Here is a 23,041-nt window from a genome sequence, read left to right on the forward strand (position 1 = left end):
ATATGAATACGAAAAACTCCTGCATGACACCGGACTTCCAAAAGGAGCGGTGAGGATGAGCATGAAGTCCTCAAAGCTGCACGGCACCGCGTTCGCGCTACTCGGCGTAACCAGCAGGGACGATCGCCGCAAGATCGTCGATCAAGCTGAACACAAATCGCTTGAACTCAATCCCGACGACTGTCAGAAGGCGAGAAGCGACCTAACAAACCCCAGAAACCGATTGGTGGCTGAGATCGCTTGGCTGCCGGGCGTCTCCCCCCGTCGCGCTTCTCAATTGCTAGATGGCCTGCTCGTCGACGCCATGGCTGTTCGTGGTGAGACGGGTTTGCCAACGCTCGCTCATTGCAACCTCCTGGCCGCTGCATTCGAGGCGGTGCCAAGTTCCTATCCACCGGAGGACCTGGCCGAGTTCATCCAAGAGCTTGCTGTGCTTGTCGACGACCTGAATGCAGATGAAGTGATCCGAGACATCAATGAGGATCGGACCATTTCTGGCTTTCCAGAGGTGAAGGCAGTTGATCAAGTTGAAGCTGAGTTGCTTGAACGGAAGCGATATTTCCGGTCCGCAATCAAGGATGCGCTGAATCGTTTGCCCCCAGAGGCCTTGCTCGCAGCGATCACCGCGGCTGTGGATGGTGCAACGTGTGGGGGTGAGGATCATGCACCAGAGCTCATCGATGAGTTGGTCGATGGGTACGCGATTGAGGTGCAAAGCGTCCTTGAGAACGAGGCGGCAACCGTAAACAAGCTCATCGAGTCAGTCCGACGAGTAGCAAGCGGTGGTGAATCCGCGACGGCGCCGTTGATTGACAAGTTGGAGCGTGTGGCCAGGAACTGGGATCGCTTCGCTCAGCCCATTCAATTGAGCGCGAAGGCACGCGGCATTGACCACGATGCCAGCAATACGTTGGCTTACGCGATCAGAAGTCTGGCCATCGACCTGTTCAATGAGCACGACCAGATCAATCAGTCCAGAAGACTTACAAGGTTGCTCGGGGAAATATTTGCTGAGTTGCCGGAGTTTGCTGAAAGGGTTGAGCAGGATGCCAGTGCGCTCTCAGAAATTCAATCCAAGCGAACAGTTGCGGAGGCGCAATCTAAGGCCAGAGAAGCCGAGTGGGCTCGTGCTATTTCGTTTTCCGCTGACGTGGGGGTTGTCTTCAAGGATTCATTATCGATTTCTGTCGATGGAATTAACTGGAAAGGGGTGCGGTACCCACTTGATTCCATTACTGCTGTGCGCTGGGGCGCAGTGCGTAACTCGGTCAATGGCATTCCTACAGGTACGGACTATGAAATTGCTTTTGCGAGTCGATCAGGTGCAACTTCAATTAGTCTCCGGAAGGAAGCCACGTACTCAGGATTCATTGAGGCCCTGTGGAGGGCTGTTTGTGTACGGCTCATGATTGAAATGAGTGAGGCGCTGGAGGCAGGGAAAGCTCTTCACTTTGGCAACATGATCGTTGAGGATCGATGTGTAACTCTTGAGAAGCACAAGTTTCTGGGGGCTAATGAAAAAGTGCGTCTCTCATGGAGTGATGTGCAAGTTTGGAGTTCCAATGGCGAGTTTGTTATTGGTTCTAAAGCTGACAAGAAGACGTATGGATCAGGGTCATACAAAGATCACTGGAATATTCATCTCTTAGATCATGTCGTTCGATCAGGCTTCAAAAAGGGCGTAGACAGGTTGAGCGACTACTTCAAGTCCTGAGGGTTGACGCTCGACCTGAATGAAGATAGGGGATTGGCATACGGTTTAAGCGCCTTGCTCGCACTTTTGCCCTCCAGCCTCAGAGGTGTAATCCTGTCGGATCACCGTGCAGACCGCCGTGGCGGTCCACCGACCGCCACCGGACTGACCTTACTTCTTGGCGCGGGAGAACTGCCAAGCGGTGTCGAAGGGCAGGCTCTTGCGAATCCCCGGCAGAGGGTCGTAGGGATAAGGGAACGCGCGGATGCGGCCTTGAACGACCACGCTGCCGGTGTCGTAGACGTTGACGATGAGGCCGCACCAGAGGTCAAAGCGGGTGTAGTTACCCATCCGCACTTGGTTGTTGATGAAGACCCGGTTTGCCTTGAAGCGGCGTTCGATGGTCTGAGCTTGCATGGTGGATTGCTCCTGGTTGATGCGGGAAATTCCGCCCGGAGCCTTTACAAGACAGCACTACAAAGACAGAAGCATGGTTAGCAAGGGCACCTGCTGCCAATTTGCAATAGCCAATGTGTATCAATGAAGTGAGTGCAACACCATGCCAAGCAAGCTGTCGAAATGGGGTAATTCGCTCGGTGTTCGAGTGCCGAGCCATATTGCCGAGCGGGCCGGTCTGCAATGCGGCGACCAGCTCTACATCCGTCTGCTCGATTCGGGCGACATTCTGGTGAGGGCGGCTCGTCAGGGCGCGGTCCCACCGGGCTACGCCGTCCCGAATGGCAGCGCGCCCACCCCTGACGCCAAGTCGTCCGATGACGACAGCTGGGATGTGTGGTGATTTCTGGTTCGTCTGAAGCGAAGTCACACCGAGATTGCGGCCGGTTTCGCCCCGCGCTACTGTGACGACGCGGCGGTGGCTGACTTCAACTGGTCAGCCGCGCCGCGCAAGCAAATCTGCCGACCGCTGCCGGTCATCGCCAAGGGCTGAGACGTTTTGTCTCAGCCCTTTGTCGTTTCTGGCGGGCAGGTTGGCGCAACCCCATCTGAAGGAAACCCCATGTCTCAAAAATCCGCCATGCCTCCCAAGGCAGGCCCTGCATCGCCCAACGATCCACTGCCCATCGCCATCCACCCGCCCGTGCTCTTCGAGTTGGGCGATGTCGTCGCCACGCCGCCCGCGCTGCGATTGATCGAAAAGCGCGGTGGGAACGTCCTCGACTTGCTGCGCCGTCACCAGCGGTGCGAGTGGGACGCCATGTGCGCGGAGGATCGCAATGCCAACTGGCAGGCTGTTTTGTCTGGTGAATCACGCATCTTCTCGTTGTTCGACATTGGCAAGGAAGGCGACCCGGCGGTCGTGTGGGTCATCACCGAGTGGGACCGGTCGGTCACCACGGTGCTGCTGCCCAGCTGCTACTAACCCCAAATCACCGTCCGCAGGCCGCAGCGCAAAGTTGCGGCCAGCTCATTCCGCCGTGCCGCGCTCGCGCCGCACGGCTTTTTTGTCGCTGCGTTCGTAGCGATAGCACGCACTTATCACTACCAAAATGACCACCAAAAAGCCGCACGCATCGGCTGGCACCAAATCGCCAGCATCGAGCGAAGAATCGACCGCCAGTACCGCAGCCAAAACGGCAGAGAAGCCGCCGACCGGCTCCGTGGCTGGCTATGTCGCCTCTGCCAGCTCGAAAGCCACCAAGCGGGCCTACGCCAGCGATGTGCGCCATTTCATCCAGCACGGCGGGGCCATACCGGCAACTCCGGCCATGGTGGCGGAGTACTTGGCGAAGTTGGCCCCGGCCATGAAAGTGGCGACGCTGGAGCGGCGTTGCGTGTCCATCGCGCAGGCCCACCGCGACCAAGGGCTGAAGTCACCGACGCGGGCCGATGTGGTCGTGGCGACCATGAAAGGCATCCGCCGCCAGCACGGCACCCGCCAGCGTGCAGTGAAGCCAATCACCCGCGACGTGCTGCTGGAGATGCTGGCCGTGCTCGACCAGCAGAAGTCACACCCCACTAAGGCAGCGCGAGACAGGGCTTTGCTGCTGGTCGGTTTCGCCGGTGCGTTCCGCCGTGCTGAGCTGGTGGCCTTGCGGGTGGAGGACGTGACCTTCCACGAGACCCATGCCGAGGTGCTGCTTCGGTATTCCAAGACCGATCAGTTTGGCAAGGGGCGTTCGGTGTTTCTGCCGCAGGCCAGCGGCGAGCGGTGCCCCATCCAGAGCCTCAAGGCGTGGCTGGCGGTGGCGGGCATCGAGACCGGCTGGCTGTTCCGCTCGGTGACCAAGGGCGGTGTGGTGTCAGATGACCCGCTGACGGCGCAGTCGGTGGCCTTGATCGTGAAGCGCGCGGCCAAGGCCATGGGGCGTGAGCCGGAAGAATTTTCAGGTCACAGTCTCCGCGCAGGCTACGTGACCACGGCGGCGATGGCGTCTCTGCCCACATGGCTCATCCGCGAGCAGACTGGGCACCGCAGCGATGCCGTGCTGGCCCGCTACATCCGGCCGGTCGAGAAGCGAAAGATTCCGTCGCTGCTTTGAAGATGCCCGAAGCCGTTGCAGGTTGGGCTAGACCCAGCGCAGGGCTTCGGGACGCCATGTGGCTGTCGCCTGACTGCCAGAAGCCGCAACCTGCGTCGGTGGCCACAGCAGGTCGTCCAGCAGTGCGACGGTCTCACCCAGGCTCGCGGCTTCGATGCGGTTCTTGTTCAGGAAGGCCTGCCACTGGCGCAGCTTTGCGGCGTCTTCGCTGAACTGCTGGGTCAGTGCCAAGGGCCGCTCGGTGGGCAGGGCGGTCTGGCGTCGAGAAAAGGTGGCGGCGATGGCGGTGGCCAGCGTGGCGACGTCCAGTTCCGTGCGCTGCGCGATGACCGCCAGGTCGAAGAAATCCTTCATGCGGCTGTTCGCTTGCCCAAGCATCACCATGGCCTGGTACTTCTCGGCGATCACGGTGTAGACCGGATAGACCCGCAGCGTGGGGGCTGGGAAGTCGCCCAGCAATGTGGGGTAAGCCACTGTTTGTGGCCCCGGCGTAACGGCATCACCGAAGCCGACGTCGATCTGCAGGGCACAGCGTGCGGAACCGATGCGTGCCACCAGCGTGATGCGGGTGCCGCCGTAGGTGTTGTCCTCGCGAATGGCATCGGCCTTCACGGAGTCGGGGTCAAACACGATGCCGTCCCCCAGGTCCATGGCGGCGATTTCGCGGAAGGTGGCGATCAGGTTCGCCTCGTCGTCAGGGCCGAACCCCAGCAAGTCGGCGTCCCTTGTCGGTCGGTGCGGGTTGTCATACCAGAGCGCAAAGAGCAGGGCGCCTTTCAGCAGGAAGCGTTCGGCATGCGGTGAGATGCTGATGCGCGTCAGCAGGCGCTCCATCCCGAAGCGGTTCAGCAGCAGGTTGTAGTCGTCGCCGCGCTGTTTGGCGAGGGTCAGCAGTCGAGCCAGGATTGACGCGGAGAGGTTGCCGGTCATTGTGTCACCGCCTCCAGGTAGGGCTGCATGACACGTTCGACCCGGTTGATCTTGGCGAAGTGGCTCAGCTCGGCCATGGTGACCTTGCGGCTGCGCCAAGCATCCTTCAGCGCCTCCAGTGCCACGTCTAGTCCGATCTTGTTGCGGAACTTGAAGCAGTCGGTCACCGTCTTGGCGGCGCTGTACACCCGGATGGGGGCGCCGTGGTCGGTCACGGTCTCGATGCCGTCGCTGTAGGCGGCGCCGCGCAGGCGCGTGATGCGCAGCGTGGGGTAGCTTAGGGCCGGGGTTTGCGTAGCCTCGGGCAGCGCGATCCACACTTCGTGCGGAAGTTGCGTGCCGATCTCATGGAATTGCAGCGCACTCAGAAGGCACAGCACGGCCTTGGGCACACGCTGGCAGACCTCGGTCAGCGTCTGGTGCTCGGTGACTTCGGCGTCGGGCAGTCCGTATAGGCCACGGGCGAACCGTTGCAGCTTGCCAGCCTGATGCAGCCGGATCAGCAGCTGCGGTGACCAGCCATGCTCGCGAACATCCGCTGCCCGCAGCACGCGCCGGTGCCGGGCCAGTTCGAGGATGTGGTCAGACTGATTCATGAGGGGTAGTTTAATATCCGCACTACTTTTGTTCAAGTGATGCGAAATTCAATCGGCCCCGCGCCTTGGGGTTCTACTGCTCGCCGATCTTGCGCATGGCCGCCGTGGCTTCTTCCATGGCGTGGCGAACTGGGGCGACGATCAATCGAGCGTAGACCTTGGTGGCTTCCGGGGTCTTGTGATTCAGAACCCTGCCGATGATGGGCAGGCTGGTGCCGCTGCTGGCAAGCCAAGAGCCCAAAGTGCGGCGCAGGTCATGAATGTGCAGGTCACGCATCTCGTAGTGCTGCAAGTGCAGCCCGTGCTTCTCCGCCAATGGCGTGTAGCGTTCGATGGTTTGGACCGGGAAGTCGATGGCCTCTTCAAGGGCAAGTTGGTAGTCGAAGGTCTTGGCCGTTGCCTTCTCCGCCAACGCCTCAACCAAACCCAACGCCGTGCCGCGCGCCAGCATGCGCTCCCAAGCCCCTCGTGGCTCCACCAAATGACCGCATTCGCCGGAACCAGGGAACACGAAAAGTGAATTGCTGCCTTGGGCAGCCTTCTTTCTTCGTTCCAGAACCTCGATGGCCTCGGGGGTCAGCAGCACGGTCTGTGGCTCGCCATTTTTGGTTCTCTCGATGCTCCATTCCTTGCGTTCAAGGTGAACATCCGGCCATTGCATCGACATGACGTTGCTGCGGCGTGCACCCGTGTACAGGGCGAGTTTCACGAAGTCACGCACCAGCTCGTTCGTTTCATGCTCCATGGCCAGCATCAGGCGGGGCATCTCATCGGGGAGTACGAATCTTGAGCGGGACTTCTCCCTGTACTTGTCCATTCCCCGGCAGGGATGGTTGCCGTCGAAGTAGCCCCACTGGATGGCGCGGCTGTACATCGAGCTGATGAGTGCAATCACGCGGTTGGCCGTCGTCGGGATGTGGCCCATCTTTGCGTGATGGGAGATCAGCTGAGCGCGCGTGATGTCCGACAGTCGTAGCTTCGCAAGGTTGACTCCGTAATCAGTCGTGTTGATGTGGCGCTTGAACTTATCGAGGTCTTCCTTGTGGGAGATCTTGCGGACGGACGAGTGACGCTCGTAGTACACCTTGAAGAAGTCGGCCAGCGTTATCTCGCTGCGTCGGGCTCGCATTGACTCGGCTGGATTGAGGTCCTGCGCGATGTCTGCATTCAGCGCCGCGACGGTCTTGCGGGCCTGCTCGATGGTCACATCTGGGTAGCGGCCGATCTTGACGCGCTCCGGTCGGCCTTGGATCTTGCGGTACAGCAGAAAACTCTTCCGGCCGGTCTTGCCGACACTGATCGCGAGTCCTTTGGTGTCTGTGTCGTAGAAGTAGGCCACGCCTTCGGACGGCAGCGTCAGCCGGTCGAGGGCTCGCTTGGTAAAGTTCAGACGGTTGCTGGGGGTTGATTGGTCTTTGTGCATGCGGGAAATCTTGCTACGTAGTGGCTACGGAACCCGTGCCTTTTGTAGCAATAGATCGCACGTTTGCTACCGTGAGCATTCATCGAGGCCAGTCACGGTTTACCGAGTTTTGCCGTTTGAACCCGCAGGGCTGTTGAGGTTGTTAACGTCCGTTGTCTACAGAGGGCGACGAGTGGCGAAAAACAACATTAGCCGTAACCATGCTCATAATCCTTTGGTCGACAGTTCAAGTCTGTCACGGCCTACCATTCGAACACCCCTCAAAAACCCGTTGCGACTTTCGCAGCGGGTTTTTTTATTTCCCGAAGTCCTCAGCGCATAGTCTGAAAGAACTATCCCTTGCGTGGCTAGTGGTCTTTAAACTCGTTCGTGGGGAGGGGCTGTCATTGCAGTCGCTCGTTTCGATGAATTAAAACCAAAGTACGAATATGGGCAATTTGAAGGTTTGGGCTACCGGCGTTGCAGTGACCATGTCTGTTCTGGGCTCTGCCCACGCGCAAGACGTAAAAGCAATCGTGTCCTACAACCCGTCCGGGCTCAATGCGGGGACCTATCTCGAAACATTGAATGGGGCCTCTGTTGCTAACGCAGGGAGCTCCGAGGTCTCTGCCACTTCCGACGACTTCGTGAGAACAGATGACCCTGAGGCCGCCGGGCATTCGACCTACATGAATTTGGATGCGTACACCAGTGTGTCGGGTGATATGAACAGTTCGGTTGGCCTGCGAGCCGGCGGTGTTGGCGTGAGCTCTTCGGTTTGGCACACCAGTTTTGTGAGTGGCTTGGTACCCACGAGCTATCAGATGAACATCGATATCACTGGTGGATACGTGAGGTTGGGAGGGTGGACCGCGAATGTAGCCACACGCAACATGCAAGGTGGCTTTATTGCTGACATTTCTGTGAATGGGCAATCCGTTTGGGGCGCTAGTCAGACTTTGACTCTGAATGGGGCTGGCGCTAGTTTCGTGCAAACCGGTGCAACGGTTGCGCATGACGATGTCTGGTACCAGCCCGCTGTTGATGATGAGTACCAACGTCAAGATCAAAACGCAAGTTACACCATTACGGGTTTTGCAGGTGCAGTGAACTTGGGTTCTTTTGCGGCGGGTCAGGTCGTGGATGTCACTTACACCCTCTCGAGTTTTGCGCGCTGGGAAGATCCTGATGGATGTGCCTACGAATGTGGTGGCGTGTCTGCCAGCATCGCCGATCCCTTGCAAATTTCGGGTGCAGGCGGAGCCCGCATCACGACGGCTGTGCCAGAACCTGAGAGCTATGCGTTGATGCTGGCTGGTTTGTTGATGGTGGGTCGCTTTGCGCGTCGCAAGACTGCGACTGCATAACCTTCACCTTCAACGGTGCGCTTAACCAGCACGCCTCTTCACTTTTAAGTGTCTCCAAAGAAAAAGCCTGTGCGTCTCACGACCCACAGGCTTTCTTTATTCCGCGCAGCAGCAATCAGTGCACCCGTACCTTAGTGCTGAAACACCACCGCTTCCAGCTTCATCCCCTTGATCTTCTCGGCCGCAGCATCTGCCAAGGCCTTGCTCAGGTAGGGGCCCACGCGCACGCGGGTGAGGGGGCCTTTTTTGCTCTTCACCACATCGGTGAACACGGGCAGCTCAGCCTTCTCTAGGGTGCGGAAGGCGTTGGTGCCGTTGGTGGGCACGGCAAACAAACCGACGTTGATATAGAAGCCGGGTACCAATTCGCCGCTACCTGATTTGGGAGCGGCTGATTTCGCGCTGGTCTTGTGGTCGGCCGCGCTGTGCGCACCGGCTGGAGTTTTGCCTTTGCCTTTGGCTGCGACCGGGGCTGGCGCGGGTTCGGGCGGTGCCATCACGGGGGTGGACTTCATGACCGGCTGGGGCTCCAGGGGTGCCGTGTCTGCGGTGCTGGCGGGCACCGGTGCCGGGCTGGGCTTGGGGGCTTCTTCCACCACTACCGGCGGTGCGGGTGGGGGCGTGACGGGTTGGGCAGCAGGGGCGGGTGGCGGTGTGTCGTCTGAGCCCCAGGTCAGCGCCTTGGGCCAGATGGCGCAACCGGAGAGCGCGCTGGCGATCAAGCCGGCGGCCAGCAGGGCGCGGCCGGTACGCACAGTGGGGTGGGCCATAGGCAGGTGGGGCACAGAAGACATGGGGCTGCTGCTTTCTCGTTAAAACGGGTCAAGACGGTGCGCTTGCTGCACAGGCCAAGGCCTGTTGCGCAATCCTCAAAATGTACTGTATGTAAAGCGTGGTTCTACCGTTTGCGCGCGCCTTGACGCAGCGCAACACGCCATGCAGCCAGAGGCATACGCTGACTATGTTGTTCATCACTTAGGAAAACACACCATGTCGCATTACCACGCCGTTGTCTGGTTGGATCACTCTGAAGCACACGTCATGCACATTGCGCCGGATGATGTGGAGGCCTCCATCGTGCGGCCCAAGCACCCGCATTCGCATGTGCACGCCAAGAGCGGCGTAGTGGGCTCGGGCAAGGCAGCCGAAGACAAGCAGTACTTCCACGCCATTGCCGAGGCGCTCAAGGGCGCTGAAGAAATCTTGGTGGTGGGCCCCGCGCAGGCCAAGCTGCAGCTTATCAAGCACCTGCACAGCCACGACCCGCAGGTGGGCAACAAAGTAGTGGGTGTGGAAAGCATAGACCACCCCACTGACGCCCAGCTGGTGGCCTACGCCCGCAAGTACTTCATCACCAAAGACCCGATGCTGGCCTGAAGCCCTGCCGCACCGACGCGGCTCACCCGCCCCCCCTAGAATGACCGCGCACCATGGTGGTGGTTGGCATAAAGGGGTAGGCATGAAAGCGCTTCGCATAGTCGGGTGGGTGGTTCTGGCGGTGGTGGGCCTGTTGGCCGTGGCGGTGGGCGCCTTGTTTGCGCTGTTTGATGGCGACAAGATCAAGGCCGAAATCAGCCGCACCGTACTGGAGCAAAAGCAGCGCACGCTGGTGATTGCGGGCAAGCCCCAGCTCTCGGTGTGGCCGGATGTGGGCATTCAGCTTGACGGCGTCACCCTCTCGGAGCGGGGCTGCAGCACCGAGTTTGCGGCCCTGCAGTCGGCCCGCGTTTCGGTGGCGGTGATGCCGCTGCTGAGCAAACAAGTGCAGGTGCGCGCTCTGGACGTGACCGGCCTCAAGGCCACCCTCATCAAGCGCAAAGACGGCAGCCTGAACATTGCCGACCTGCTGGGCGACCCAAGCGCCCAGCCCGCGCCGGCCGATGCACCTGCGCAGCCGGCAGAGCCCCTCAAGATCGACGTGGCTGCCATTCGCATTGCCGATGCCCAGCTCACTTGGCGCGACGAGCAGGCTGGCAGCACCACCAACATCAACAACCTGAGCCTGTCCACCGGCCATGTGCAGGCGGACACGGGCGCTAAAACGGCCAATATCGAAAAGCTGAGCCTCGCCATCAAAGGCCGGGCCGGGGCCGACGGCTTCAGCCTCGCGCTGGACGCGCCCAAACTGGCTTTGTCGCCCGCCCGCTCCAGCGGCGAGGCAGTCACCCTGAGTGCGGGTGTGCAGGGCAGTGGCCGCAGTGCACTGCTGAAGCTGGCGCTGAGCGGGGTAGAGGGTAATGCCGACGCCATTCGCATCAGCAAGCTCACCGGCAGCCTGGACCTGGCCCACCCCGACATGCCCATGAAGCAGCTCAGTCTGCCGCTGAATGGCAGTCTGCAAGTGAACCTGGCGCAGCAAAGCGCGGCCTTGGCCCTTGCTACCAAGTTTGATGAATCCAACATCTCCACCAAGCTCAACGTGGCCAGGTTCGCGCCTCTGTCGCTGGGCTTTGACCTGGACATTGACCAGCTGAATGTGGACAAATATCTGCCGCCCAAACCTGCGAGCGAGGCATCGGCCAAAGAGGCTACGGGCAAAGATGCGACCATCAACCTGGCCGCCCTCAAAGGGCCCACGGTGCAGGGCAACATCCACATCGGCAGCCTGCAGGTGGCCAAGCTCAAGCTGGCGCAAATCAACGCCAAGCTGGGGTTGGCCGGTGGCAAGCTCGATGTGGCGCCGCTGAGCATGAAGCTCTATGAAGGCAGCACCAGCGGCAGCGTGTCGGTGAACGCCAATGACAACCAGATCGCCCTGCGCCAGAACCTGCAGGGCGTGAGCATCAACCCGCTGATGAAAGACCTGCTGAACAAAGACATGCTCGAAGGCCGCGGCAACATCACGCTGGATGTGAACACCCGCGGCGAGACGGTGAGCGCGTTCAAAAAGGTGCTGGGCGGCAGCGCGGCAGTGGCGCTCAAAGACGGCGCCATCAAGGGCATCAACCTCGCGCAAAGCCTGCGCGATGTGAAAGCCAAGCTGGGCCAGGCGGACAGCACCCAGGCGGCCAATGCGAGCCAGAAGACCGACTTTTCGGAACTGACTGCCAGCTTCAAAATCGCCAACGGCGTGGCCCGCAACGACGACCTGAGCATGAAGTCCCCCTTCATCCGGCTGGGCGGTGCGGGCGATATCGATGTGGGTGCGGGCCAGATGAACTACCTGGCCAAGGCCACGGTGGTGGCCAGCGGCGAAGGGCAGGGTGGCAAAGACGCCAACCAGCTCAAAGGCCTGACCGTGCCGGTGCGCCTGAGCGGCCCGTTTGAGGCGCTGAGCTACAAAATCGAATTCGGCGCCATGCTGGAAGACGCCACCAAGGCCAGGGTGGAAGAGAAAAAGCAGGAGATCAAAACCAAGGTCGAAGACGCCGTGAAAGACAAGGCCAAAGACCTGTTCAAGGGCTTGCTGGGCAAGTGAGCAGCGCGCAGTGAGTTTGTATTTGCTCCTATTTTAGGAGCTGCCCGCGCATATTCCATGAGCGCTAGAGGCCGATTTGGCACTCAACCCCGAGTGATCAGGCTTTGGCCTTGGGCTTGCGTTGGCGTTCGATCAGCAGGGCGCGGCAGCTGCCGTTGATGACGCGCAGCTCGGCCAGGGTGGCGTCGATCTGGGCGCGCTTTTTCTCCAGCTCGGTGATCTCGTTGTCGGTGCGGGAGATGACGTATTGCAGCTGCTGCGCGCGGCCTTCGCCGTGGTCGCCATACAAATCGAGATAGGTTTTGATTTCTGAGAGCGGCGAGCCGATGGCCTTGGCCCGCAGGATCAGGGCCAGCCGCGCCCGGTCGCGCCGGGTGTAGACGCGGGCGCCGTTCACCCGGCGGGGGGCGAGCAGGCCCTTGTCTTCATAAAAGCGCAGCGCCCGCAGGGTGATGCCGAACTCCCGGCACAGCTCGGTGATGCCGAAGAGTTCGGTGGTGCCCTCGTCGCGGTGGGAGTCGACAAACGCTTGCGCGTCGGTCAGGGCGTCGGGCACAGGGGCATTTTTGGCCATGCGCAGGGTCAGATCACGCGTTGCAGGCGCATGGCCACACCCATGTTGCCGCTGACCTTGAGTTTGCCGGCCATGAAGCCGGTGGCGGGCTCCAGGTCGCCGTCCAGCATGGCTTGCAGGTTGTCCAAGGTGATACCCACAGTGCAGTCGGTATCGGTGTCGGTGTTGCTAACCGTGTTGGGGGTGCTGGCACCGTCGATGACGATGACGCCGTCAGCGCCCATGTCGAACTTCAGGGTGGCGTTGAGGCCGCTATCAATGCCCACTTTGGCGCGGATGGCTTGGGTTGCGGATTCGAGGGACATGTGGTGTTCTCCGGTGTCGGGTAAATCGAATGGACCGTGGCGGATGGTAGTGGCCGAGCATAACGTAAGGCACAGTGAAAACACCTATACGGCAACTGGTTGACGTTAACGTCACCCTGGCCTCTAATGCGTCAAGCAACTCAGAAAGCCCAGACCTATGCCTGCCCTGCGTTCCAAGATCAACCCGCGATGCTATGCCTTTGCCGCCAATGCCCAGCGCATGCAGGGCCTGCTGGCCGAGGTGCAGCGCTTGCAGGACATGGTGATTGCCGAGTCGGAAAGCAAGCGCGAAAAGTTTGAGAAGCGCGGCCAGCTGTTGCCGCGTGAACGCGTGGCCCGCCTGCTGGACCGCAACTCGCCGTTCCTGGAGCTGAGCCGCTTGGCAGGCCTCAACATGCACGACGACGACGGCAAAAAGGCCGTGCTGGGCGGCGGCTCCATCATCGGCATCGGCACCGTGGCGGGCAAGCGCTGCCTGATCTCGGTGAACGACAGTGCGGTCAAAGGCGGCACGGTTGCACCCATGGGCCTCAAGAAGGCGCTGCGCGCCCAGGAGGTGGCCCTGCAGAACAAGCTGCCGGTGATTTACCTGGTGGAGAGTGGCGGCGCCAACCTGATGTACCAGTCGGAAATCTTTGTGGAGGGCGGGCGCAGCTTTGCCAACCAGGCGCGCATGTCGGCAGCGGGTATTCCGCAAATCTCGGTGGTGCATGGCTCCAGCACGGCGGGTGGCGCGTATCTGCCGGGTTTGTCGGACTACGTGGTGTTGGTGCGCGGGCGCAGCAGCATCTACCTGGCAGGCCCCCCCTTGGTGAAAGCCGCCATCGGCGAGGACTGCACAGACGACGAGCTGGGTGGCGCCGAGACGCATGCGCAAGTGACCGGCCTGGGTGAGTACCTCACTGAAGACGACGCCCACGCCATCGCCCTGACCCGCGAGCTGATGGACAAGATCAACTGGGACACTGCACCACCAGCTCCAGCCCAGGGCGCCGGCTTTGCCGCACCACTGTTTGACGAGCAGGAGCTGATGGGTATCGTCCCTGCCGACGAGCGCGAGCCCTACGACGTGCGCGAGGTGATTGCCCGCTTGGTGGATGGCTCGGACTTTTTGGAGTTTAAGGCCGGCTATGCCCCCGAGATGATGTGCGGCCACGCCCGCATCGAGGGGCGGCTGGTGGGCATTCTGGGCAATAACGGGCCGATTCAACCCGCGGGCTCTACCAAGGCGGCGCAGTTCATCCAGCTGTGCGACCAGAGCGGCACACCGCTGCTGTTTTTGCAGAACACCACCGGCTACATGGTGGGCTCGGTAGCCGAGCGCAATGGCGCTATCAAGCACGGCAGCAAGATGATTCAGGCGGTGGCCAACGCGCGCGTGCCCAAGTTCACCGTAGTGCTGGGCGGCTCGTATGGAGCGGGCAACTACGGCATGTGTGGGCGCGGGTTTGACCCGAACTTTATTTTCAGCTGGCCCACGGCGCGCACCGCAGTCATGGGCGGCGCGCAGGCCGCCAAGGTGATGGACATCGTGAACCGCGCCAAGGTGGAGCGTATGGGCATGGAGGCGAATGACGAAGCGCTCAAAGCCATGTCCGACGGGCTGCGCCTGCGGCTGGACAAAGAGAGCGCGGCCCTCTTTGGTACCGCCCGCTTGTGGGACGACGGAATGATCGACCCGCGCGACACCCGCCGCATTCTGGGCCTGTGCCTGGCGCTGGCTGCCGAGGCCGCTGACCGCCGGCTGAACGCCAACACTTTTGGTGTGGCCCGCCTCTGAGCGCGGCTGACCGACTCACTCATTACAACGACCCGAGGACACCCCATGAAATTCACCTCCGAGCACACCCAGATTGCCGACACGGTGCGCAAATTTGTGGCCAACGAGATCAACCCCTTCACTGCGGAGTGGGAGAAAGCGGGCATCTTCCCGGCGCGTGCCTTGTTCAAGAAGATGGGCGACCTCGGGCTGCTGGGCATCAAGTACCCCACCGAGTTCGGCGGCATGGGGCTGGACTTCAGCTACTCCATGGTGATGGCTGAGGCGCTGGGCGACAGCAATGTGGGCGGTGTGCCCATGGCCATCGGCGTGCAGACCGACATGTGCACTCCGGCACTGGCACGCTTCGGCAGCGACGAGCTGCGCAACCAGTATCTGGCGCCGGCGATTGCGGGCGACATGGTGGGCTGCATAGGCGTGAGCGAGGTAACCGGCGGCTCGGATGTGGCCGCCCTCAAGACCACAGCCCGCAAAGACGGCGGCGACTACGTGATCAACGGCTCCAAGATGTGGATCACCAATGGCATGCAGGCCGACTGGTGCTGCCTGCTGGCCAATACCAGCGAAGGCGCGGTGCACAAGAACAAGTCGCTCATCATCGTGCCCATGGATGCGCCGGGCATCACCCGCCAGAAGATCGAAAAGATCGGCATGCACAGCAGCGACACAGCCCAGCTCTTTTTTGACAACGTGCGGGTGCCGCAGCGTAACCTGATCGGCCAGGAGGGCATGGGCTTCATGCTGCAGATGCTGCAGTTCCAGGAGGAGCGGCTCTACGGCGCGGCCAGCAGCTTGCGCTCGCTGGACAACCTGATCAACCTCACCATCGACTACACCCGCCAGCGCCAGACCTTCGGCCAGCCCATCCTCAACAACCAGGTGGTGCACTTCCGCCTGGCCGAGCTGCGCACCGAGGTGGAGTGCCTGCGCGCGCTCACCTACCGTGCGGTGGAGCAATACGTGGGCGGCAAGGATGTGACCAAGCTGGCCTCCATGGCCAAGCTCAAGGCGGGCCGCTTGAGCCGCGAGGTGACCGACAGCTGCCTGCAGTACTGGGGCGGCATGGGCTTCACCGCCGATAACCCGATCTCGCAGGCCTACCGCGACAGCCGCCTCATCTCGATTGGTGGCGGGGCGGACGAAATCATGCTTGGCATCATCTGCAAGCTCGAAGGCACCTTGCCCGGTAAAGCCGCCTGAGCTATGCAGGTTTCTGAGTCAAATAGCCCGCTGGCGCCCATGTATATTGCGCAAGCAGCTCCTGAAAAAGGAGCGGACACGCCTGCGCCAGGCTACGGGCATATCCGCGCAGAGCAGGTGGGGGCGGTGTTGCACATCACCCTGAACCGGCCTGAGGCGCGCAACGCCATGTCGCTGCAAATGGTGGCCGAGCTGCAACAAGCGTTGCAGGCGGCTGAGGCCACCGCAGGCAACGAAGGCGCTGTGCGCGTGGTGGTGTTGCGCGGCGCAGGCGGGCACTTCTGCGCGGGTGCGGACCTCAAAGACATGGCTGGCGCACGCATGCGCTCCATGCAGCGCGAGGCTGGCGCGCCCGACCCGATTGCAGAGGTGAACGCCGCCTTCGGCCGCCTGTGCGTGGCCTACGCCCAGACCCCGCTGGCCGTGGTGGCCGTGCTCGAAGGCACGGTCATGGGCGGCGGCTTCGGCCTGGCCTGTGTGGCCGACGTGGCGCTGGCGGAAGACAGTGCTTCGTTCCGCCTGCCCGAGACGTCGCTGGGCGTGGTGCCTGCACAGATCGCGCCGTTTCTGGTCGAGCGCTTGGGCTATTCGCAGGCCAAGCGTTTGGCCGTGACCGGCGGGCGCTTGGACGCAACTGCGGCGCACAGAATGGGCTTGGTGCATGAGCTGTACAGTGCTGACGACCTGCCGCAGACACTGAGTCGCGTGCTCTCCGACTTATTGGCCTGCGCCCCCGGCGCCTTGGCCGCCACCAAAGCCTTGATGCAGCAAGCGCGCTTTAGCCCGGCTGCTGATCTGGTGGAGCAAGCCGCAGCCGTATTCGCCCACTCAGCGCAAAGCGCCGAAGGCTTGGAAGGCATGACCGCATTCATACAAAAACGCAAACCAACCTGGGCCGTGACATGAATTTATGGTCAACCAACAAAGCCACTCCAAGCCTGTGGGGCGATGCGCTTTGCGTAGGTCAAGGAGGAGCCCGCAAAGCGGGCGGGGGACACGGAGCAAAGCGCATCGCCCCGCAGGCGCCAAAGGAAGAGGTCTTGGATGTTTAGCAAAATTCTGATCGCCAACCGCGGAGAAATCGCATGCCGCGTCATCCGCACCGCCCGCAAACTCGGCTACCAAACCGTGGCCGTTTACAGCGATGCCGACCGCGACGCACCCCATGTGGCCTTGGCCGACGAGGCCGTGCACATCGGCCCCTCACCGGCCGCCGAGTCGTACCTCAAAGTAGACGCCATTCTGGAAGCCGCGCGCAAAACCGGCGCAGATGCTTTGCACCCCGGCTATGGCTTCTTGAGCGAGAACGCTGCATTTGCTAAGGCCTGTGCCGATGCGGGCGTGGTGTTCATCGGCCCGCCACCGGACGCCATCACCGCCATGGGCGACAAGGCCTTGGCCAAGCAGCGCATGTTGCAAGCTGGCGTGCCATGCGCACCGGGATATTTGGGTGCTGACCAGAGCGGCGCGGTGCTGACGCAGGAGGCGCACAGATTAGGCTACCCATTGCTGGTGAAAGCCGTGGCCGGTGGCGGTGGACGCGGCATGCGACTGGTCCGCAGAGACGCCGAATTGCAGCCCGGCCTGGATGGCGCCCGCCGGGAAGCTATCAGCGCATTCGGTGATGGCACGCTGATGTTGGAACGTTTGATAGACAACGGCCGCCACATCGAAATACAGGTGTTTGCGGACGCGCACGGCAATGCGGTCTACCTGGGTGAGCGCGACTGTACGGCCCAGCGACGCCGGCAAAAGGTGATTGAAGAAGCGCCGTCCCCGGTGGTCAGCCCCGCCATGCGCGAGGCCATGGGGCGCGATGCCGTGGCCGCGGCGCTGGCGGTGGGCTACCGCGGTGCGGGCACGGTGGAGTTCATCGTCGATGAGCACCTCAAACACTACTTTCTGGAAATGAACACGCGCCTCCAGGTGGAGCATCCGGTTACCGAATGCATCACCGGTTTCGACCTGGTGGAGTGGCAGCTGCAAGTAGCAGCGGGCGAGCCCTTGCCTGCGCGGCAGGAGGACATCCGCCTGAGTGGCCATGCCATCGAGGCACGCCTGTATGTCGAAGACCCGTACACCGGCTTTGCGCCGCAGACCGGCACCGTGGTCTATTGGCTGCCCGAGCGTGCGTTGCAGCCCGGCATACGAATTGACGATGGCATCCGGCAAGGGAGTGTGGTCTCGCCGTTCTACGACCCGATGGTGGCCAAAGTCATCGTGCATGGACGTGACCGCGGCGATGCCATTCGCCGACTGCGTGCGGCTTTGGTGAACGCGCCCTTGCTGGGTTTGAAGAACAACGGTCGTTTCCTGAGCGACTTAGTGGATCACCCCGCCTTCCGCGAAGCGCGTATGACCACCACGCTGATCGACCAGTGGCTGGAGCAGGGCGAGCCGCTGCTGCAAGCCCCGGTGCCTTCCATGGCGGCCTGGCAAGTTGCTGCCTTGACGTTGGCGCAGCAGCAAGGCAGCAGCTGGCGGGCGAACAGTGTGTCGGCCTACAGCGTGCGGTTGCTGTGCGGTGAAGTGGTGCGCACTGTGCGCATCAGCAGCGATGGTCAAGGCTTGACCACCATCACCATGGATGGGGTGACAGCGCAGGCCCGCGTCATCGCTTGGCAAAACGCCGTTCTGCGTCTGGAGCTGGATGGTGTGGCGCAGACCGCCATTGCCGTGTTCGCTGCTGGTGCATGGCATGTGGCGCATGCGGGCGACAGCCATGTGTTCAGCGAGGTGTCGGCCTTCCCCGATGCGGACGCTTTGAAAGATGCCAGCCGTGCACTATCGCCAGTGGCCGGTAAGGTCACGCAGGTGCTGGTGGTGCCGGGCGACGCGGTTACTGAGGGCCAGCAACTCGTCTGCGTGGAGGCCATGAAGATGGAAATGTGGCTCTGTGCCGAACAGGCGGGCCAAGTGCAGGCGGTTCATGCCTGTGCAGACGAGCAGGTGGACGCCGGCGCCGTGCTGGTGGAGCTGAGCGCCGGGTCGGATGTGGCCTCCACTGAAACACACTGAGGAATCCCATGGACAAAGCCATATTGACCTGCGCCTTGACCGGCGTGTTGACCAACCCCAAGCAGCACCCCGTACCTGTCACGCCCGCCCAGATGGCGGCGGAGGCTCGCGATGCGTTTAATGCCGGCGCCAGCATCATGCACATCCACATGCGCATGCAGGAAGACGGCCTGGGGCACATGCCCAGTTGGGACCCGGATGTAGCCGAAAGCATTGTGAATGCCATCCGCGAGGCTTGCCCGGGCGTCATCATCAACCTGACCACCGGCGTGGTGGGCAAAGACATCAGCGGCCCCTTGAACTGCATACGCCGCGTGAAGCCCGAGATTGCCGCCTGCAACGCGGGCAGTCTGAATTACCTCAAGCTCAAGGAAGACGGCAGTTGGGCCTGGCCGCCCATGGTGTTCGATAACCCGGTGGCCAAGGTGCAGCAGTTTTTGGATGTGATGCAGGAGTGCGGCACCCATCCTGAGTTTGAGTGCTTTGATGTGGGCATCGTCCGGTCGGTGACCATGTATTTGAAGAACGGCATGCTCAAGCCCGATATGGGCCGTGCGGAATACAACCTGGTGATGGGCGTGGCTTCCGGCATGCCGTGTGACGCGGATCTGCTTTCGCTGTTGCCCAAGTACATGGCCACCGACAGCGTGTGGCAAACCACCTTGATAGGCCGCACTGAGATCTGGCCAGTGCACCAGAAGACTGCCGATTTGGGAGGCATGCTGCGGACCGGTCTAGAAGACACCTTCTATTTGCCCGATGGTGCACGCGCTGCCGGCAATGGTGTGCTCATCGAAGCGCTGGCAGCGTGTGCCCAGCGTGCAGGACGAACAATTGCAAATCCTTCTGAGGCGAGAGCTATTTTGGGTCTGCGGGCAGGGTAGAATACGTCCATCCCGAATGCTGCAGAAAAGAGCGTTTGAAAAAGTTTCTCCGGTCTTTCCGGATAGTACGAAAAAAAGCGTGCTAGAATACGAAGCTTAGCGGCTGTAGCTCAGCTGGATAGAGTACTTGGCTACGAACCAAGGGGTCGTGGGTTCGATTCCTGCCAGCCGCACCAAAAAGTAAAGGTCTGCAATCGCAAGGTTGCAGACCTTTTTCTTATTCTGATTCCCCAATGGGCACATCCATGAGCAAGGCTTTTACCAAAGAGTCCGATGGTGCAGACGATGATGAGCTGCAACTGCCTGCACTGCCAGCCGGCGGCAAAAACTACATCACCCCCCAAGGCTTCGCGACGCTACGCGATGAGTTGCTCGACCTGATCGACAACGAGCGCCCCAAGATTGTGGACATCGTGCACTGGGCCGCCAGCAATGGTGATCGCTCAGAGAACGGCGATTACCTTTATGGCAAAAAGCGCCTGCGTGAAATCGACCGCCGCATCCGTTTCCTGACCAAGCGTCTGGAGATTGCGGAGGTCACAGACCCCTCACTGCACCACGGCAACGAGCAGATTTTCTTCGGCGCCACGGTGACCTATGTGGACGATCAGGATGTGGAGCGCACCATCACCATCAAAGGGATTGACGAGGCCAACAGCGCTGTTGGCGAGGTGAGCTGGATTTCGCCCATTGCGCGCACGTTGCTGAAGGCCCGCGAGGGCGATGAGCTCAAGTTGGTGATGCCCGATCGCGTGTGCGATATCGAGGTGCTGAAGGTGCAGTACCCCGCACCTGCATCGGTGTGACGCTCAACTAGCGCCGTTGCTTGACCGCTGGGCGCGCAATACGGATGGTGTGCGGCGCAGATTTCGCAATGCAATTTCCAGGTGGGCGGTGTCACGCACCCCCACGATGAAGCGCAAATCAGAAGCCTCACGCATGCCATCTTCCCCCATATCGATGTGGATGATGTCTGCTTCGGCAGACGCCAGTGCGGCCGCCACTTTGGCCAATACGCCTTTGCCGTTGCTCACGGTGACGATCAAGCCGGTTTCGAAAGCGCGCACCGGTTCGTCCGCCCACTCCACGCCGATAAAGCGCTCGCTGTCCCTGGCTTGCAGCTTCTTGGCGACACCGCAATCCGCCATGTGGACGACCAGGCCTTCTCCCCGGCCCAGGTAGCCCACGATGGTGTCGCCGGGGACTGGCCGGCAGCACTGGGCAAATTGCACGGAGGCGTTTTCACTGCCATCCAGAGTGATAGAGCTCAGCGAGTTGGTTTCGTGTGCGGTAAAGCGCTCGCGGGTCAGAATCAGGGCGTCGGGGCGTTCCCCTGTGTCGCTGAGCAAATTCACCATGCGTTTGGCCACGATGTTGGCAATCCGCTTGCCCAGGCCGATATCCATCAGCAGCTCTTGGCGGGTTTTGTTGCCGGTAAAGCGCAACAGCTTGTCCCACAAAGACGCGTATACCGGGCTGTCTTCCGGGAAGCTCTCGATCCCTTCGGCCCGCAACGCTTGCGCCAGTAATTTGGCTCCCAGCCCTTCCGACTCGGTTTGGGCCATGGTTTTGAGGTGATGGCGGATTTTTGAGCGGGCGCGGCCGGTACGGACAAAACCCAGCCATGCCGGGTTGGGAGTGGATACCGGTGCGGTTACCACTTCCACCACATCTCCGTTTTTCAGCTCGGTGCGCAAAGGCACTTGCTCTCCATTGATGCGCGCAGCCACGGTGCGGTCGCCGATATTGCTGTGAATGGCATAGGCAAAGTCCACCACAGTGGCGCCCCGTGGCAAGGCCATGATCTGGCTCTTGGGCGTAAAAACGTACACCGCGTCGGGAAAAAGGTCTACCTTGACGTGGTCCCAGAACTCGGCGGCATCGCGGGTTTCGTCCTGGATGTCGAGCAGTGATTGCAGCCATTTGGTGCCCAAGCGGTCAGCTGTACCGTCTTCGGGGTTGTTGACCTTGTAGAGCCAGTGAGCCGCCACACCGGATTCGGCCACCACGTGCATGGCCTCGGTCCGCATTTGGAATTCGATGTTGATGCCGGCTGGGCCCACCAGCGTGGTGTGCAATGACTGGTAACCGTTGACCTTGGCAATCGCAATATGGTCCTTGAATTTGCCGGGCACCGGCTTGTAGAGCTGGTGCAGCAGGCCCAAGGCGGTATAGCAGTCGGTGACCTGAGGCACCAGCACGCGAAAGCCGTAAATGTCGGTTACTTGCGCAAAACTGAGGTGTTTTTTGTCCATCTTCTGGTAGATGGAGTACAAGGTTTTCTCGCGGCCCGCAATGCGGATAGGCATTTTCGCTTGCGCAAAAACTTCTTCAACCTCTTTTTGCACTTTCTGAATCAGGTCGCGCCGGCGGCTGCGTGCTTTGGCAACCGCTTTGGAGAGGATGGCATAGCGCCATGGGCGCAGGTGCTGGAAAGACAGGTCCTGCAGCTCCCGGTAGGTTTGGTTCAGACCCAGGCGGTGGGCGATGGGGGCGTAAATATCCAGTGTTTCTGATGAAATCCGGCCCCACTTGCTACGCGGCACATCAGACAGCGTGCGCATGTTGTGTGAGCGGTCGGCCAGTTTGATCAGAATGACCCGTACATCGCGCGCCATGGCGAGCAGCATCTTGCGGAAAGACTCGGCCTGATTTTCTTCGCGGGTATTGAATTGCAGCTTGTCCAGCTTGGTGAGGCCATCTACCAGTTCGGCCACCGGGGAGCCGAATTTTTCAATCAGCTCAATCTTGGTGATGCCACAGTCTTCCAGTGCATCGTGCAAGAGGGCGGCCATCAGGGCCTGGGCGTCCAGCTTCCACTCCGCGCATTGCGCCGCAACGGCGATGGGGTGGGTGATGTACGGCTCTCCGTTGTTCCGGAGTTGGCCCAAATGGGCTTCATCGGCAAACCGGTAGGCCAGCCGCACCTGCTCTACATCGCTGCTGCTCAGGTAGTCCAGTTTCGCTGTGAGTCCGGCAAAACTGGCTGCAGCGGCGTTGACGGCCGCTACCGGCGAGCCCGGTTTGGCGGACTTGCCGGCGTTCGAGGTGCTTGGAGGTGTTTGAAGAAGGCTGCCCATGGTGTAAATGTAGCGCGGCTACGCGGCTTGTGGTCCGCACATGAAAAAAGCACCGCAAGCGGTGCTTTTTTAAATTCAGCAGGCTGGGTTTACAGCGGTACTTTTTTCAGCATTTCGATGCCGACTTTACCGGCCGCAATTTCGCGCAGGGCAGTCACGCCGGGCTTGTTCTTGCTTTCGATTTTGGGGGTGTGGCCTTGGCTCAACATGCGGGCACGGTAAGTGGCAGCCAGAACCAATTGGAAGCGGTTAGGGATCTGCTCGAGGCAGTCTTCAACGGTGATGCGGGCCAT

At 61.0% G+C, this 23,041-nt stretch carries 22 protein-coding genes and 1 tRNA gene; 14 read left to right on the forward strand and 9 right to left on the reverse strand.

Features of this window, described 5'->3' with window-relative positions; all coding sequences use genetic code 11:
* The first annotated feature begins 55 nt into the window (after positions 1 to 55).
* On the forward strand, positions 56 to 1,714 hold the full coding sequence (locus tag FDM28_RS07280) for a thioredoxin domain-containing protein (RefSeq protein ID WP_206021930.1): 1,659 nt from the start codon (positions 56 to 58) through the stop codon (positions 1,712 to 1,714).
* Between the two features lie 150 nt (positions 1,715 to 1,864).
* Here FDM28_RS07280 and FDM28_RS07285 read toward each other — a convergent pair whose 3' ends face one another.
* Positions 1,865 to 2,110, reverse strand: a complete 246-nt coding sequence (locus FDM28_RS07285; RefSeq protein WP_138514509.1) for a hypothetical protein — start codon at positions 2,108 to 2,110, stop codon at positions 1,865 to 1,867.
* Positions 2,111 to 2,252: 142 nt separating this feature from the next.
* On the opposite strand from FDM28_RS07285, the gene FDM28_RS07290 reads away from it, so the two are divergent.
* The 3 genes from FDM28_RS07290 (at position 2,253) to FDM28_RS07300 (ending at position 4,194) form a co-directional block, all read left to right on the forward strand.
* Complete coding sequence (locus tag FDM28_RS07290; protein WP_138514510.1) at positions 2,253 to 2,492, forward strand: AbrB/MazE/SpoVT family DNA-binding domain-containing protein; 240 nt, start codon at positions 2,253 to 2,255, stop codon at positions 2,490 to 2,492.
* Between the two features lie 219 nt (positions 2,493 to 2,711).
* Positions 2,712 to 3,074 carry a hypothetical protein gene (locus tag FDM28_RS07295; protein WP_240791937.1) on the forward strand — a complete coding sequence of 121 codons (363 nt, stop codon included), beginning with the start codon at positions 2,712 to 2,714 and terminating at the stop codon, positions 3,072 to 3,074.
* 127 nt (positions 3,075 to 3,201) lie between these two features.
* The gene (locus FDM28_RS07300) at positions 3,202 to 4,194 is read left to right on the forward strand and encodes a site-specific integrase (protein WP_240791938.1); all 993 of its coding nucleotides are present in this window, start codon (positions 3,202 to 3,204) and stop codon (positions 4,192 to 4,194) included.
* Positions 4,195 to 4,221: 27 nt separating this feature from the next.
* Here FDM28_RS07300 and FDM28_RS07305 read toward each other — a convergent pair whose 3' ends face one another.
* The 3 genes from FDM28_RS07305 to FDM28_RS07315 form a co-directional block, all read right to left on the reverse strand.
* On the reverse strand, positions 4,222 to 5,124 hold the full coding sequence (locus tag FDM28_RS07305; protein ID WP_138514511.1) for a nucleotidyl transferase AbiEii/AbiGii toxin family protein: 903 nt from the start codon (positions 5,122 to 5,124) through the stop codon (positions 4,222 to 4,224).
* A complete protein-coding gene (locus FDM28_RS07310; protein ID WP_138514512.1) occupies positions 5,121 to 5,720 on the reverse strand; it encodes a type IV toxin-antitoxin system AbiEi family antitoxin domain-containing protein in 600 nt (199 codons plus the stop codon). Before FDM28_RS07310 ends, FDM28_RS07305 begins: the two co-directional genes overlap by 4 nt.
* A 73-nt stretch (positions 5,721 to 5,793) precedes the next feature.
* Positions 5,794 to 7,143 carry a tyrosine-type recombinase/integrase gene (locus FDM28_RS07315; protein ID WP_138514513.1) on the reverse strand — a complete coding sequence of 450 codons (1,350 nt, stop codon included), beginning with the start codon at positions 7,141 to 7,143 and terminating at the stop codon, positions 5,794 to 5,796.
* A gap of 428 nt (positions 7,144 to 7,571) precedes the next feature.
* Here FDM28_RS07315 and FDM28_RS07320 point away from each other — a divergent pair, with 428 nt between their 5' ends.
* Entirely contained in the window at positions 7,572 to 8,489 is a 918-nt protein-coding gene (locus tag FDM28_RS07320; RefSeq protein WP_138514514.1) for a PEP-CTERM sorting domain-containing protein, read from the forward strand.
* Between the two features lie 131 nt (positions 8,490 to 8,620).
* Here FDM28_RS07320 and FDM28_RS17735 read toward each other — a convergent pair whose 3' ends face one another.
* Positions 8,621 to 9,283, reverse strand: a complete 663-nt coding sequence (locus tag FDM28_RS17735) for an SPOR domain-containing protein (protein WP_206021931.1) — start codon at positions 9,281 to 9,283, stop codon at positions 8,621 to 8,623.
* A 196-nt stretch (positions 9,284 to 9,479) separates the two neighbouring features.
* Between FDM28_RS17735 and FDM28_RS07330 the strand changes: the two genes are divergently transcribed.
* Both FDM28_RS07330 and FDM28_RS07335 read left to right on the forward strand, forming a co-directional pair.
* Positions 9,480 to 9,866, forward strand: a complete 387-nt coding sequence (locus FDM28_RS07330; protein ID WP_138514515.1) for a translational machinery protein — start codon at positions 9,480 to 9,482, stop codon at positions 9,864 to 9,866.
* A gap of 82 nt (positions 9,867 to 9,948) precedes the next feature.
* Positions 9,949 to 11,907: an AsmA family protein gene (locus FDM28_RS07335; protein ID WP_170211648.1), complete on the forward strand. Its 1,959-nt coding sequence runs from the start codon at positions 9,949 to 9,951 to the stop codon at positions 11,905 to 11,907.
* Between the two features lie 97 nt (positions 11,908 to 12,004).
* On the opposite strand, the gene FDM28_RS07340 is transcribed toward FDM28_RS07335, so the two are convergent.
* Both FDM28_RS07340 and FDM28_RS07345 read right to left on the reverse strand, forming a co-directional pair.
* Positions 12,005 to 12,481 carry a MerR family transcriptional regulator gene (locus tag FDM28_RS07340; RefSeq protein WP_138514517.1) on the reverse strand — a complete coding sequence of 159 codons (477 nt, stop codon included), beginning with the start codon at positions 12,479 to 12,481 and terminating at the stop codon, positions 12,005 to 12,007.
* An 8-nt stretch (positions 12,482 to 12,489) separates the two neighbouring features.
* Entirely contained in the window at positions 12,490 to 12,786 is a 297-nt protein-coding gene (locus FDM28_RS07345) for an SCP2 sterol-binding domain-containing protein (RefSeq protein WP_138514518.1), read from the reverse strand.
* Between the two features lie 157 nt (positions 12,787 to 12,943).
* Between FDM28_RS07345 and FDM28_RS07350 the strand changes: the two genes are divergently transcribed.
* The 7 genes from FDM28_RS07350 (at position 12,944) to greB (ending at position 20,474) form a co-directional block, all read left to right on the forward strand.
* Positions 12,944 to 14,566: an acyl-CoA carboxylase subunit beta gene (locus tag FDM28_RS07350; RefSeq protein WP_138514519.1), complete on the forward strand. Its 1,623-nt coding sequence runs from the start codon at positions 12,944 to 12,946 to the stop codon at positions 14,564 to 14,566.
* A gap of 45 nt (positions 14,567 to 14,611) precedes the next feature.
* Positions 14,612 to 15,766 carry an acyl-CoA dehydrogenase family protein gene (locus tag FDM28_RS07355; RefSeq protein ID WP_138514520.1) on the forward strand — a complete coding sequence of 385 codons (1,155 nt, stop codon included), beginning with the start codon at positions 14,612 to 14,614 and terminating at the stop codon, positions 15,764 to 15,766.
* Positions 15,767 to 15,769: 3 nt separating this feature from the next.
* Positions 15,770 to 16,672 (forward strand): enoyl-CoA hydratase/isomerase family protein, encoded by a 903-nt coding sequence (locus tag FDM28_RS07360; protein WP_240791939.1) that lies wholly within the window; start codon positions 15,770 to 15,772, stop codon positions 16,670 to 16,672.
* 138 nt (positions 16,673 to 16,810) lie between these two features.
* Positions 16,811 to 18,784 carry an acetyl/propionyl/methylcrotonyl-CoA carboxylase subunit alpha gene (locus FDM28_RS07365; protein ID WP_138514521.1) on the forward strand — a complete coding sequence of 658 codons (1,974 nt, stop codon included), beginning with the start codon at positions 16,811 to 16,813 and terminating at the stop codon, positions 18,782 to 18,784.
* An 8-nt stretch (positions 18,785 to 18,792) separates the two neighbouring features.
* On the forward strand, positions 18,793 to 19,668 hold the full coding sequence (locus FDM28_RS07370) for a beta-keto acid cleavage family enzyme (RefSeq protein ID WP_138514522.1): 876 nt from the start codon (positions 18,793 to 18,795) through the stop codon (positions 19,666 to 19,668).
* Positions 19,669 to 19,767: 99 nt separating this feature from the next.
* A tRNA-Arg gene (locus FDM28_RS07375) sits at positions 19,768 to 19,844 on the forward strand.
* Positions 19,845 to 19,913: 69 nt separating this feature from the next.
* Positions 19,914 to 20,474 carry a transcription elongation factor GreB gene (gene greB, locus FDM28_RS07380; protein ID WP_138514523.1) on the forward strand — a complete coding sequence of 187 codons (561 nt, stop codon included), beginning with the start codon at positions 19,914 to 19,916 and terminating at the stop codon, positions 20,472 to 20,474.
* A 3-nt stretch (positions 20,475 to 20,477) separates the two neighbouring features.
* On the opposite strand, the gene FDM28_RS07385 is transcribed toward greB, so the two are convergent.
* Positions 20,478 to 22,748: a RelA/SpoT family protein gene (locus FDM28_RS07385; RefSeq protein WP_138514524.1), complete on the reverse strand. Its 2,271-nt coding sequence runs from the start codon at positions 22,746 to 22,748 to the stop codon at positions 20,478 to 20,480.
* Between the two features lie 89 nt (positions 22,749 to 22,837).
* Positions 22,838 to 23,041 carry a DNA-directed RNA polymerase subunit omega gene (gene rpoZ / locus FDM28_RS07390; protein ID WP_094477502.1) on the reverse strand — a complete coding sequence of 68 codons (204 nt, stop codon included), beginning with the start codon at positions 23,039 to 23,041 and terminating at the stop codon, positions 22,838 to 22,840.

Source organism: Rhodoferax bucti (assembly GCF_005876985.1).
In the GTDB taxonomy this organism is placed as follows: Bacteria; Pseudomonadota; Gammaproteobacteria; order Burkholderiales; family Burkholderiaceae_C; genus Allorhodoferax; species Allorhodoferax bucti.